The sequence below is a fragment of the Cognaticolwellia mytili genome (assembly GCF_002104475.1).
In the GTDB taxonomy this organism is placed as follows: domain Bacteria; phylum Pseudomonadota; class Gammaproteobacteria; order Enterobacterales; family Alteromonadaceae; genus Cognaticolwellia; species Cognaticolwellia mytili.
Genome location: NZ_NBOF01000002.1, coordinates 882,958 through 897,091, shown reverse-complemented (window position 1 = coordinate 897,091; position 14,134 = coordinate 882,958). Strand labels below are relative to the sequence as shown.

The window sequence follows — 14,134 nt, the reverse complement described above, 5'->3', positions numbered from 1 at the left end:
TGAACGAAGGTTTGGTTAAAACGTAATGAGTGTTTCCGCAATATTAAATAGATGGCTTAAGCGTCTGTATAAACTATTGGCAATTTTGTTGGTAGTTTTTGCGTTGTTAATCAGCACTTTACGTTTATTTTTACCTTACGCTCATAATTATCGTGAAAATGTTGAAGATTATCTAAATAGCACTTACAACGCCAATATCTCCATTGGCTCATTTACTATGGGCTGGCAGGAATCAGGCCCAACTCTTATTGTTCGACAAGTCGAGTTGTTATCGAAAAAAGATGCGAAAATTTTTATTGATAGTTTAGAGGTTGAGTTAGATTTCTGGCGCAGTATCCGCGCACGACAACTTGTGACCAAAGATTTTGCTATTGCAGGTGCTGAGCTTGAGTTTGAGCAAGTTATAGCAGAAATGGCTGAAGCTGAAATTGAAGATGATTTGACTGATGAGTCTGTTGAAAGTAGCGCTTTAGTTGATAATTTATCTTCAATATTATTAGAGCAGATTTCTCGCTTTTCGATCCGTGATAGCCATGTTTTATATCGTACTCTTGCAGGCATAAGAGCCTTTACGATTAACGAACTACATTGGCTTAATTTAGATGATCGCCATAGAGCAAATGGTACCGTGATTGTTGATGGTCTTAGCTCAAACAACTTAAAAGTGTTATTAGACTTTCAAGGCAATGAGTTTGATAAGCTAACAGGTCAAGCTTACCTGGAAGCTAATGAAATTAATATAACGCCTTGGCTAGGGCGTGCATTAGCGCTTGATGATGAAAATACCCATTCCTCGATTAATTTTAGTACTTGGCTGAATGTTAATGCTGGTAAGCCCGAGTTTATTCAATTATCGCTTGGTAATAATAAAATTAGTTGGCAGCACGATAATAGTGAACAAACTTTTGAAATTGACGGTGGTGATATTCAAATCAAAACTATCGATGAGTTGGTTTATAACGTTTCTACTTCACCAATTGTCATCAAACGTAATGGTAAAGAAACAAATAAAGTATCAGCATTAGCTAACGTCAACGCTGAGAGGGTTAATGGTTATATTAGTGGTATAGAGTTAGCTAGTTTTGAAGGTGTATTTCCACTTTTGTTTGATGATGAAGCGTTAGAAAGTTTACTGGTAAATTTGGCCCCAACTGGCCGTATTGATGATATTCACTTTTTCGGTAGTAAAAGTGATATGGCAATTACCGCAAGTTTTAATGACGTAAATAGTCATTTTAGCCACGGGATACCAGGTATAGATAATGTTAGCGGTGAGTTAGTTTATCAAAGTAACAAATTACACATTGCCTTGAATGCGGTTGATGGTGCGCTCGATTTTGACAAACACTTTAAGCAACCAATTCAATATAGCCGTTTAAGTACTGATATTTTTGCAAAGTTTTCAGCTGAAGGCTGGCAGTTTTCTGCTCAAAATGTCGACATTACTTCGTCTGAAGTTAGTTTAACCGCAGATGTTAAAGTAGTTAGTGAGCAAGATAAACCTGTTACGATGGCTTTACTAGCAAGCGTAAGTAAAGGTGATGCAGAGTTTGCTGAGCATTATTACCCCCATTTATTGATGGGAGAAAACCTCTATGATTACCTCGATGCTGCAATTGTTGATGGTAAAATAGAACAAGCATTGGTGCTATTCAATGGGCCATTGCAAAGTTTTCCTTTTGATAACAATGAAGGCATTTTTGTGGTTGATGCTGAATTGTCTGACAGTACCTTTATATTCGACCCTGAGTGGCCGGCAATTAAAAATTTTGCTGCCAACTTAAACTTTACCAATAACAGTATGATGATTACTGGTCGTGCGGGTTCACTCGCAGGTATTGACGTAACAGGTGTTGAAGCGGCTATAGCTAACCTATCTGACGAACAAATATTAACGGTTGACGCTAGCTTTAGTGAAACACAACCTGCGTTAGTCAGTAAATTGATGGATGCAAGCCCAATGAAAAGTTCTATTGGGCTGACACTTGAACAAGTGATGGTTGAAGACGTTATAAATGGTGACTTTTCTTTAGTGCTGCCTTTGAATGATCTTGATGCGGTTGTTGCAAAAGGTCATGTAGACTTTAATGATAATAAGGTGAAGTTGCAGGCGCCAAGCATGGACTTTGTCAATGTTAATGGCCGTCTTAATTACCGTAATGACCTAATAACAGCCTCTGATATTAAATTAGATTGGCGTGGTCTACCGCTAACACTAAATGTTGTAGCAAAACAAAAGAGTGACCACTATAGCGTTGCTATTGAAACGTTAGCCCTATGGCAAGAAAGTCAGTGGCAAGCGCAAGTGCCAGATGAATTATTAAAATATGCTAATGGCCAATTAGACTGGCAAGGGCAGTTAGCACTCAATATTAGTGATGATAACTTTAGCTATGACTACCAAATAAACTCTACTTTGCAAGATGTTAATTTAGCTATACCGGCACCATTTAGCAAAAACATTGGTGAGCAAATTGCGGTTAATATTCATGCTTTAGGAAATGAGTCTAACAGTACAATAAATGCTGAAATTGGTGATAAAGTTGATTTTTATGGTTTATTAGATCATCAACAAACAAGCTTTTCGTTAGCGCATTTGGTGCTGGGTAAGCAGCAATTATGGCTGCCAACAAAAGGCTTTCATATCACCGCAGATCTAGCAAATGCCAATTATGAGCAGTGGCAGCCTTTAGTGCTCGATATATTATCGGCGGTTGAAGCTGCTCCTACGAGTGATCCAAAGGAAAAGGTGGTAGCAGAAAATTCTCTTGTAGAAACGACGCCGCCGTTGTTATCCGCACCAAGTCAAATAAATGGCCGAGTTGAAAACTTATTAGTATACGGGCAAGACTTTCATGAGGTAGATTTTGATTTTAGCCCTACAGCTAATTGGTGGTTATTAAATCTAAATGCCAAAGAAGTGCGAGCAAATGCCAAATTTTATCCTGACTGGTATCAGCAGGGCATCGACTTAGATATCGACTTTTTGCATTTAACTGCGCCTGAAGAATTGGTAGTAACTGAAGTTGCCGAAGTAACTAATGCTGAGTCAAAGGCTGACAAAAATAGCAAAGAAAATTCACCAAACAATGCTGAAACAGTTGTCGCCAATAATACTATAGTAACTGAAAACTTAACTACTGCTATATCAGAGCAAGATAAAGTTTCAGTAAGTGAACTTGAAGATAACAGCCAATTACCTAATATCAATCATCTGCTCAATGCTGAAGTATTTGCCAATATGCCCACCATTAAAGCTAAATGTGCAAGTTGTAAATACGGTTTATATGACTTTGGTGATGTTTCGTTTACCGTAGAACGAGAGAACGAAAACACCTTGTTACTGAACAAGTTTACCGCCAAACGTGGCAAAACTAACATGGCATTTGATGCCAAGTGGCAGCAAGATGACAAGCAATCAAGTACTAGTGTTAAAGGTATTTTAAATAGCGATAATGTAGCCCGAGAAGTCGAAAATATTGGTTATGTGTCAATCATTAAAGATAGTGGCGTGGCAATCACTTATGACGTTAGCTGGCAAGGTGCTCCACATGATTTTGCTATGGCAACTTTTGATGGCGATCTTAGTGCTAAATTTGATGATGGCTATTTGGCTGATGTAGATGATAAAGGTGTGCGCATATTATCGCTATTAAGTTTGCAGTCGTTAGTACGTAAGCTTAGCTTTGATTTTAGAGATATTTTTAGTGACGGTATGTTCTATCGTGAACTTAAAGGTAGCTTTACCGTGAAGGATGGCGTTGCTTATACCGATAATGTTCGTATGAAAGGTACCGCAGGGGATTTAACTATTGTTGGTAATACTAACTTAAATTCTAATGAACTTGACTATCGTATGTCGTATAAACCTAATTTGACCTCGAGTTTACCGGTTTTGGCTTGGATTGCGACGCTTAACCCAGTGACATTTTTAGCTGGTGTCGCGTTAGATGAAGTGATTACCTCCTCCGTTATTGCTGAAATTAACTTTGAAGTGACGGGAAACTTAGATAACCCAGAGTTTAAACAAGTAAGCAAAAAGAATAAAAACATTAGTGTTGGCCGTTCTACGCCACCAACAATTGTGGATAATATTCCTGACGAAACTAACCCTTCGGCAATTGAACAACCGAAACAGCAGCAGCCAGAAAAAGACAAAACTGATGGAAAAGCGTAGTGTTAAATAGCAATATGCAGCTTTGTGCAATTCAAATGTGTTCTAACACTAGCGTTGCAGATAATTTTTCTGAAATAGAAAAGCAGCTTGGAACCTTGAGCCAAGATAAACAGCAACTGGTAGTATTGCCTGAATGTTGCCTGTTTTTTGGTGGTAAGGACAAAGCGCAGTTATCATTAGCAGAAGAAGACGCTAAAAACCAAGATTTAAAGACTCAATTGGCCGCGATGGCTAAACGTTTTAATGTTTTTTTAGTCGCTGGCAGTATTCCCGTACTATCAAAAATAGTGGGGAAATTTACTAATACTAGTGTGGTTTTCTCTCCAGAAGGCCATGAATTGGGTAGTTATGATAAGCTACATTTATTTGATGTTGCCGTTGAAGATAATGAAAAAAGCTACTGTGAATCACGCTACGCCCTAGCAGGCGACCATGTAAGTGTTGTTGATGTTGGCGCAAGTAAACTTGGTTTGTCTATTTGTTATGACCTGCGTTTTCCTGAGTTATTTAGACAACTTACGCAGCAAGGCGCGACAATAATTTCAGTACCCAGTGCTTTTACTCGCGTAACAGGTGCCGCGCATTGGCTAACTTTATTGCAAGCGCGTGCAATAGAAAATCAAGTTTATATTATTGCTGCAGGCCAAGAAGGCGTGCATTTAAATGGTCGAGAAACCTGGGGGCAAAGTGTCATTGTTAGCCCTTGGGGAGATATATTGGCGCAGCTTGATACCGGTAAAGGTATTATCTGTGCAGATTACAATGAGCAAGAATTACTAAAAGTGCGCACCGCTATGCCGGTTGCTGTACATAATCGTTTTAATAATAAGTTGAGTTCGTATGAATAATGTTGAGCAAGAGCTCTTAGCCGATAGTGAAATTGATGAAAGCATATTAACAAGTACGTTAGATAGCATTTATCAACGTAAAGTAGATTTAGCCGATTTATATTTTCAATCGAGTAGTCATGAGTCTTGGATGCTTGAAGACGGAATAGTCAAAGAAGGTTCATATAACATTGAACGTGGCGTGGGTGTACGTGCGATTTCAGGTGAAAAAACCGGTTTTGCCTATTCAGATGACATTACACCTTTGGCATTGAAAAAAGCTGCGGATGCTGCGAAAGGCATTGCTAACGCCGAGAAATCAGGCAAAGTGCAAGTATTTGATGGCAAAAAAATCCAGCAAAATAATGAACAATACAAAGCGTTAGACCCGTTAGCTAGCTTGCCACAAGAGCAAAAAATAACTTTATTACATGAAGTTGAAGCGCATGCACGTAGTGTTGATAAGCGTGTTAAGCAAGTTATTGTTAATTTATCAGGTGTTTACGAAAAAATATTAGTAGCAGCAAGTGATGGCACTTACGCAACCGATATTCGCCCACTAGTACGCTTAAATTGTTCTGTACTTGTTGAAGAAAATGGTAAGCGAGAGCGAGCAAGTTCAGGCGGCGGTGCGCGCACTGATTACAGCTACTTTTTCGAATTGGAACACAATAAACCTCGTTATCTAGCTTATGCTGAAGAAGCTGTTCGCCAAGCATTAGTTAACTTGGTTGCTATCGATTCACCTGCAGGGTTACTACCCGTAGTACTTGGTGCAGGCTGGCCAGGCGTATTGCTACATGAAGCAGTAGGACACGGTTTAGAAGGCGACTTTAATCGTAAAGGTTCATCAGCGTTTTCTGGCAAAGTAGGTCAACAGGTTGCTTCTGAACTATGTACGATTGTTGATGATGGCACGATGGCAAATCGTCGAGGCTCTGTCAGTATTGATGATGAAGGTACGCCTGGGCAGTATAACGTGCTAATTGAAAAAGGTGTGCTTAAAGGCTACATGCAGGATAAGCATAATGCTGATTTAATGGGTGTAAAGCCAACCGGTAATGGCCGCCGTGAATCTTATGCTCATTTACCTATGCCACGTATGACTAATACTTATATGCTGGCCGGCGAACATAAGCCTGACGACATTATCAAATCAGTGAAAAAGGGCATTTATGCACCTAACTTCGCTGGCGGGCAAGTTGATATTACTTCAGGTAAGTTTGTTTTCACTAGCTCGGAAGCGTACCTGATTGAAAATGGCGAAATAACCTCGCCAATTAAAGGGGCAACGTTAATTGGTAGTGGCCCTGAAGCAATGCAACAAGTAAGTATGGTCGGTAATGACTTAAAACTTGATGCCGGTGTTGGTGTTTGTGGCAAAGACGGCCAAAGCGTTCCTGTGGGCGTTGGTCAACCAACCTTGAAAATTGATGAAATGACCGTTGGTGGTACACAGTAACCAACATTCAAGTCGAATGTTAAGCATAAAAAAAGCCCTTTGGGGCTTTTTTTAATTGTGCGTAATTTTTGTTATTTAAAGAGTATGTAGAGGTCAATTACTTCAAACGAATACCATTTTTTTCTATAGTAATTTTGCCATTTTTCATTAAATTACCAACAGTAGCTTTAAAGGTTTTTTTACTTACCCCTAAAATCCGTTTGATCAACTCAGGATCGCTTTTATCATGCAGCGGGCTAAAGCCATCGTTCTCGGCAATATGCGCGAGTAACTTATCGCTAAAGTCTTTCACTTTACCTTCACCTGGGCGAGTAAGAGAAAGATCTATTCGTCCATCTTCACGTACTTGTTTAATGTAACCTGTTATTTTTTTACCGGCACGAAGTGGCTTAAATATTTCGTTGTCGTACAGTAAACCCCAATGTAAATCATTAATAATTGCTTTAAAGCCAAGGTCAGTTTTAGTGGCAATGGTTAATTTTACTTTGTCCCATTTTTGGTACTCAGCAGGCCAAATATCGATAAACTTATCAAGCTTGCTTGATGCAACTAGTCGATCAGTTTTTAAATCGAGAAAGATCCTGACCAGGTAATATTTACCTACTTCCATTTCGCTATGCTGTTGGTTGTAAGGTACTAGCAAATCTTTTGGTAAGCCCCAGTCGAGGAAAGCCCCCATTTTATTGACTTGGCTAACTTTCAATGAGGCAAACTGGTCAACTTCTGCCAAAGGCTTTTCTGTTGTCGCAACAATGCGATCCGCAGTATCTGCATAGATAAAAACCTTAACTTCGTTACCAACTTTGCAGTTTTCAGGAACAAAACGATTAGGTAGTAAAATTTCACCTAATTCAGCAGCATTTAAATATGCGCCATTATCAGTGATTGCTACAACAGGAAGGGTATTATATTTGCCGATGCTTGCCATGTGGATTCTTGGGGTCAGTTAACTTGCGGCTATAATAACCGATCTGGCGGCAAGTTAACTATAACTTTCAATACCAATGGACTTTTTATTTGTCTGAAGCAGTATTTGATTGAATATTGAGCTTGGTTTGAATAAATTCACTATGGCGTAAATGTAATAAGTCAGCAATTTTACGAATAATATGCTCTTCAATACTGGCGAGTTCTCCGTCGGCATAAGCAACCTGCCATAGTAGCTCCAACATTTTAATTCGCTGTTCAAGGCTGTAATTTTCGTTAATTTTTGAAGTGAATTGAAAAAAGTCCGTAGCGCTCTCACGTAATAACAAAGCGTGCTTAATGATTTCCTCAGCTTCTTCGTTGGATAAGTTAAATTGACTGGTTAAAATTTCATTTAGTTGAGTTTGTTCTGCATTATCAAGTTGACCGTCAGCCAGCATTACTTCACATAACAGTACACTGCAGGCTATTTCTAAACTGATTACTGGTGTTTGATTATCAACAGGCTCAGCTAATGATTGAAAGAAAGCACTAATTTTTGTCAGCATAAAATCCCCTTTTTGATTATTTAATCTTAATGTAATTACTTTTTGACACAAGCGTTTAACAGGTTTAATTCATAACAAATTGTAACCGTCGCTGTCGGTAATTAAGTTTTTAGCTGTTTGCTATTCAAGCAATATCTTATTACTATCTTAATCACACTGATGACAGCGCTGTCTTTTTCTGGGGCCAAAGTGATCGGATTATATTTGTTTAATTAAGCTAAGAGAAATTTAATGAATACCGCACAAGAAATAGATAAAAATAATTTGCATAGCAACGAAAAACTAAAATCTAAAAGGATACTCTCTGTCGATGCCTTACGTGGTTTCGATATGATTTGGATTTTGGGGGCAGAAGGAGTTTTTGCCGCATTATTTGTTATTACGGGTTGGTCATGGTTGCAAAGTTTAGCTATGCAAATGCAGCACTCTATTTGGCATGGTGTAACGGCGTATGATCTTATTTTCCCACTCTTTATCTTTCTTGCGGGTGTTAGTTTAGGGATCAGCGCTAAGCCGATAAATCAATATCCGGTAGAAAAAAGAAAACCTCTGGTATTAAGCAGTATTAAACGGTTAGGCTTATTGATGCTATTGGGCGTTATCTACAACCATGGTTGGGGCACAGGCATACCATTGCAGTTGGAAGAAGTGCGTTTTGCCAGTGTTCTAGGGCGAATTGGTGTCGCCTGGTTTATCGCGGCGATGTTGTGCTGGTACGTCAGTGAAAGAATACAATGGTTAACCGCGGGTGGTATTTTACTCGGCTATTGGGTCTTACTCACTTATATTGATATCTCTGGTTTTGGTGGTGGTGACTATAGCGCTAGTGGGGCAATTAATGCCTGGTTTGATGTTAAATTACTGCCAGGAGTCAGTTATCAAGGCCTAGCAATAGACCCTGAGGGGGTATTGTCAAATGTCACATCAATCGTCAATGCGCTTGCTGGTGTTTTTGCAGGACGTTTAATGATCAAGAGTGCTGAGCAGCCATCGAAGTTAATGCTAACACTATTAATTTCTGCTGTTATTTGCTTGATATCGGGAGAGGCTTGGGACTTGATTTTTCCTATTAATAAAACCTTGTGGACTAGTTCCTTTGTTTTGGTGTCTGTTGGTTATAGTCTTTTATTATTAGTAATCTTTTATTACCTATTCGATGTATTAAAGCTAACACAACTTGCTAAGTTCTTTGCGGTAATAGGCTGTAACTCTATCATTATTTATTTAGCGAGTAGTATTGTTAATTGGCAATACATTAATAACGGCTTGTTCGGAGGGGTCTTTGTATTTTTTGATAATGACAGGGGTACGTTAATCAGTATTGCAACAACCGTGTTTTTGCAGTGGTTGTTTTTGTATTGGTTATATCAGCGAAAAATATTTATAAAAGTTTAACTTTTTGGTGAAAAAAACCAATTCGCTATAAAAGTCACATTTATTTTGTGGCTTTTTTATTTGTGAGCTATAAGAATATTTTCTTAAGTTATTGTTATGTTTGTTATTTAAATTGTTTTTTTTATTCAATTAAAAAACGGCGCGGATATTGTAACAAGCATTTACAACTTTGTTAGTTTTTGTAGCCTGTGATTTAGGTATCCTGTATGCAATATAACTAATAATTATAAAACTTTAGACTTTATGAGGACGTCACTGTGACACGGAAAAAACAAATATTGGTACCAATTGTCATTTTAATTGCGGGAATTTTAGCCTTTATGCTTTTTTCAAGTATGAAAAAGCCGCCTGAAGAGAAAGAAGAGATTGATAATACGCCTATCGTTGCCGTAGAACCGATTTCTGTTGCTCCTATGACGTTGAAAGTAGAATCATATGGTGTTGTGAAGCCTAAGTATGAAACTGAATTGGTGGCGCAAATTAGTGGCCAAATTGTTGAGCTATCAGAAACATTTGTTCGCGGTGGCTTTGTTAAGAAAGGGCAATTATTAGCACGCATTGATCCAAATGATTATGAGGCGGCCTTAATTGATGCTGAAGCGACTATGGCTTCAGCTCGTGCTTCGCTTGAAACAGAACGCGCACAAGGGCGAGTTGCTGAGCAAGAATGGAAGCGTATAACTGATACGTCTCCCACAGAGCTAAGTTTACGTAAGCCGCAATTGGCGCAGGAGATTGCTCGGGTGAAGTCAGCGCAAGCCTCAATTTTAAGAGCAAAACGTAATGTCGAGCGTACAGAGCTTAGAGCGCCGTATGATGCCATGATTGAAAGCCGCAAGGTTGGTTTAGGTTCATTTGTTGCTATGGGTAGCATGGTAGGTAAATTACTAGGTACTGGAATTGCAGAAGTTCGTTTGCCTGTTGCTGATAACCAATTGGAATTTTTGGTTGACCATGGCAAAAACGCTAAGGTGAATTTAATGGGCACTTTTGCAGGTGCAGAAACTGTTTGGTCTGCGCATATTGCACGCAATGAAGGTGTTATCGACAGCACAAGTCGCATGAGTTATTTAGTCGCTGAAATTCATGACCCATATGCTTTAACTGAAAATAATAATACCACGCCAATTCGCTATGGCTCTTACGTTAACGCTAAAATCCTGGGGCTTGATATTGCGCAGGCAACAAGTGTTCCACGTCATTTAGTTGAAAATGGTCGAGTTGCTATTTTAGACAGTGAGTCAAAACTACATTATTCAGAGATAACGATTGTTCGCCAAGATGGTCGAAATGTCATTATTTCAAATGGTTTAGTTGATGGCGACCAGTTGATTGTGTCGGCTCTCGATTACCCTATCGACGGTATGAAGTTAGCTTTATTGAGCGATGAAGCTGAACAAAACAGTGAAGAACAAGCTGACGATGCTGAGAGCGCTACTCAAGTTGCGTTAAACGATAGTGGTTCAGGAGAATAAGTATGACAACTGATACGGCTAAGAAAAAACCTGAAATTGACCATACTATTAATACTAATATCGGCATAATTGCATGGTTTGCCCGTAATAGTGTTGCGGCAAACTTATTAATGATATTCATTTTAGTGGGTGGCTTTTTTACTATTAGCACCATTAATAAACAAATGTTCCCGCAAGTTAAAATTAATTGGATTTCTTATGCCGCACCTTATCCTGGCTCGGCACCACAAGAAGTTGAAGAAGGTATAACTATAAAGATTGAAGAGGCTTTGGAAACAGTACAAGGTCTTAAACGTGTTATTACTTATTCAAACCGAGGCTATTCAAACGGTTGGTTTGAAGTTGAATTAGATTATGATCCGCAAGTCGTTTTAGAAGAAGTAAAGTCGGCAATAGATTCCATTTCTAGTTTCCCTGAAGGCATGGAAAGAATTAAGGTTGAGCGTGAGAAGTTTCGTCAAGAAGTCATGTATATCAGCTTATATGGCGATTTAACTAATGGCGAGTTAAAAGAGCTTGGTCGTAAAGTTCATAATGAAATTCAGCAATTACCTTTTATCAATATCTCTGAATTATTTACTGGCTTAGATTATGAAATCTCAATCGAGGTGAGTAAAGATAAGCTTCGTGAATATGGTTTGAGCTTTCGTGATATTGCTAATTCTGTACGTAACTACTCACGTAATATGTCAGCAGGACAAATTCGCGCTGAAAATGGTTATATCAACCTACGTGTTGAAAACCAGGCTTATCGAGGTCATGAATTCGAGCAGATCCCTGTTGTAACGCTAGAAGATGGTACAAAAATAGTTTTAGGTGAAGTTGCCACTATTATCGATGGTTTTGAAGAAGGTTTACAATATTCTAAATTTAACGGTAAGAACTCAGTAACATTATTTATTGGCGCAGCAGATAACCAAAGTATTACTGATATTGCTGAAGTGGTTAAAAAATATGTTGATGACAAAGCATCAGTATTGCCTCCAGGTGTTAAATTAGAAACTTGGGTAGATATGACTTACTACCTTGAAGGCCGCTTAAACATGATGGTCGACAACATGAAAAGTGGTGCGGTATTAGTATTCTTAATGCTAGCGTTATTCTTACGTGTTCGTTTAGCTTTCTGGGTCATGATGGGCCTACCTGTTTGTTTCTTAGGTACTTTATTGGTTATGCCTATGGAATTTGTGGGTGTAACGATTAATGTAATCAGTTTATTCGCCTTTATCTTAGTGCTCGGTATTGTGGTTGATGATGCGATCGTGATGGGCGAAAGTGCCCACGATGAAATTGAAGAACATGGGCATAGTACAGAAAACGTTATTCGTGGTGTTAAACGTGTTGCTATGCCAGCAACCTTTGGTGTGTTAACTACGATTGCGGTGTTTTTACCTTTCCTTTTCGGTGAAGGACCATCTTCTGCCTTTGGTAAAGCGATAGGCTCGGTAGTTATTCTTTGTTTGATTTTCTCTTTAGTTGAATCGAAACTAATTTTACCTGCGCATTTAGTTAAAATGAAAATGAAGGCATTTAACCCTAAAAACCCTATCGATAGATTGCGTTTATGGGTTGATACTAAATTGAAGCAATTCATTGAAGCTGTGTACCGCCCATCTTTAGCGTTGTTCATTAACTATCGTTATGCGGTACTAATGTTCTTTATTAGTTTGATGCTGATTAGTGCTGGCTTGTTTAGCGGTGGTTTTGTTCGCTTTGTTGGTCAACCTAAAATTCCACATGACTTTCCACGTGTAACGGTAGAAATGAATGTTGATGCTTCAGAAAAAGCAACATTACAAACTTTATTGAATATTCAAGGTGTTATTAACCGTGTTGATAAAAACGTTGAAGCTAAATACGGCAATTCAATGATTTCAGATATGCAAGTTGATTTACGTAGCAGAACTAGTGGCCAGTTAATGGTGAAATTAGTGATACCTGAATTGCGTCCAATTGATACCTTTGCACTTGCTGATTTATGGCGTGAAGCAATACCTAATTACCCAGGTGTTAAGTCTTTAACCATTGGAGATAATTTATTTGGCGGTGGTCGAGATGACGGTGATATCGCATTTAGATTAGAAAGTAAAAATGATGCTGAGTTATTAGCTGCTTCGAAAGAGTTAAAAACTAAACTTAATTCACTTAAAGGCATTGGTGATGTTAATGATAGTCGTCAAACAAGTGCAAAAGAAGTGCAGTTTGAGCTGAAACCTCTTGCTAACAGTTTGGGCTTAACCTTAGCTGAAATTGCTTCGCAAGTTAGTTACAGTTTTTACGGGCTAGAAGCGCAACGTATCTTACGTGACAGTGAAGAAGTAAAAGTAATGGTACGTTACCCACTTGACCAACGAAGCTCTGTTGGCCATGTCGATGATGTATTAATTCAAGCGCCAAATGGAGCTGAGTTACCTCTATCTGAACTGGCTACTATTACAATGCATGATGGTGTAACACGTATTCGTCGTGAAAATGGTAATCGTACGATTAACGTTTGGGCGAGTGTTGACGCTGAGCAAGTTGAACCATTTAAAGTAGCGACAGATATTCGTGACAACTTCATTCCTGAGCTTTTAAGAAAATACCCACAAGTGAAGAGTGAAGTTTCAGGAAGTATTCAAGAAGAGATGGACAGTGCTAGTGACCAAATGCGTGATTTTGTTATCTCGTCATTGATTATTTTTTCATTGTTAGCAATACCTTTGAAGTCATACTCACAGGCAACGATGATTATGGTAGTTATTCCATTTGGTATCATCGGTGCAGTATTAGGTCACTTTATTTTAGGCATGGATTTAAGTGCTTTATCGGTAATGGGAATATTAGCGGCTTCAGGTGTGGTTGTTAATGACTCCTTAGTCATGGTTGACTATGTTAATAATGCAAGAAAGCGTGGAGAACGATTGAAAGATGCGGTAATGCATGCTGGTACCAAACGCTTTAGAGCTATTATGTTAACGTCAATCACTACTTTTATAGGTTTAGTGCCAATAATATTCTTCGAAGTGAGTGCACAAGCTAAAATCGTTATCCCAATGGCGGTATCATTAGCGTTTGGTGTATTATTTGCCACTATTGTGACTTTAGTGTTGATCCCATGCCTTTACTTAATTATTGAAGATGTTAGGTCATTATTTAAACGTAAAAAGCAAACAGCTAAGCCTGATGCACAAACGTTAGATGGCCTGAAAACGGGAGCATTGTAGATTAAGCCGCTAAATACTGAAAAGTGATAATCTAGAAACTAAAAAGCCATCACAATGTGATGGCTTTTTTATAAGCTCAAATGTAAAGTTTAGAGCAAAAGATGCAACCTTACTTAT

General features: G+C 38.6%; 8 protein-coding genes. 6 read left to right on the top strand and 2 right to left on the bottom strand.

What is annotated here, in order from left to right; genetic code table 11:
• The first annotated feature begins 25 nt into the window (after nt 1-25).
• The 3 genes from B7C41_RS08775 to tldD are packed head-to-tail and all read left to right on the top strand — an operon-like array spanning nt 26 to nt 6,466.
• A complete protein-coding gene (locus B7C41_RS08775; protein WP_085298405.1) occupies nt 26-4,177 on the top strand; it encodes a YhdP family protein in 4,152 nt (1,383 codons plus the stop codon).
• Nucleotides 4,178-4,191: 14 nt separating this feature from the next.
• Nucleotides 4,192-5,025 (top strand): carbon-nitrogen hydrolase family protein, encoded by an 834-nt coding sequence (locus tag B7C41_RS08770; protein WP_085298715.1) that lies wholly within the window; start codon nt 4,192-4,194, stop codon nt 5,023-5,025.
• Complete coding sequence (gene tldD, locus B7C41_RS08765; RefSeq protein WP_085298404.1) at nt 5,018-6,466, top strand: metalloprotease TldD; 1,449 nt, start codon at nt 5,018-5,020, stop codon at nt 6,464-6,466. Before B7C41_RS08770 ends, tldD begins: the two co-directional genes overlap by 8 nt.
• Before the next feature lie 97 nt (nt 6,467-6,563).
• On the opposite strand, the gene B7C41_RS08760 is transcribed toward tldD, so the two are convergent.
• Nucleotides 6,564-7,394: a CvfB family protein gene (locus tag B7C41_RS08760; protein WP_085298403.1), complete on the bottom strand. Its 831-nt coding sequence runs from the start codon at nt 7,392-7,394 to the stop codon at nt 6,564-6,566.
• An 85-nt stretch (nt 7,395-7,479) separates the two neighbouring features.
• Nucleotides 7,480-7,941, bottom strand: coding sequence for a tellurite resistance TerB family protein (locus B7C41_RS08755; protein WP_085298402.1), 462 nt, complete (start codon nt 7,939-7,941; stop codon nt 7,480-7,482).
• A 231-nt stretch (nt 7,942-8,172) separates the two neighbouring features.
• Here B7C41_RS08755 and nagX point away from each other — a divergent pair, with 231 nt between their 5' ends.
• The 3 genes from nagX (at nt 8,173) to B7C41_RS08740 (ending at nt 14,017) form a co-directional block, all read left to right on the top strand.
• The gene (gene nagX, locus B7C41_RS08750; RefSeq protein ID WP_085298401.1) at nt 8,173-9,336 is read left to right on the top strand and encodes a transmembrane glucosamine N-acetyltransferase NagX; all 1,164 of its coding nucleotides are present in this window, start codon (nt 8,173-8,175) and stop codon (nt 9,334-9,336) included.
• A gap of 257 nt (nt 9,337-9,593) precedes the next feature.
• A complete protein-coding gene (locus B7C41_RS08745) occupies nt 9,594-10,811 on the top strand; it encodes an efflux RND transporter periplasmic adaptor subunit (RefSeq protein ID WP_143764336.1) in 1,218 nt (405 codons plus the stop codon).
• Nucleotides 10,812-10,813: 2 nt separating this feature from the next.
• Complete coding sequence (locus B7C41_RS08740; protein ID WP_085298400.1) at nt 10,814-14,017, top strand: efflux RND transporter permease subunit; 3,204 nt, start codon at nt 10,814-10,816, stop codon at nt 14,015-14,017.
• The last annotated feature ends 117 nt before the right edge of the window (nt 14,018-14,134 follow it).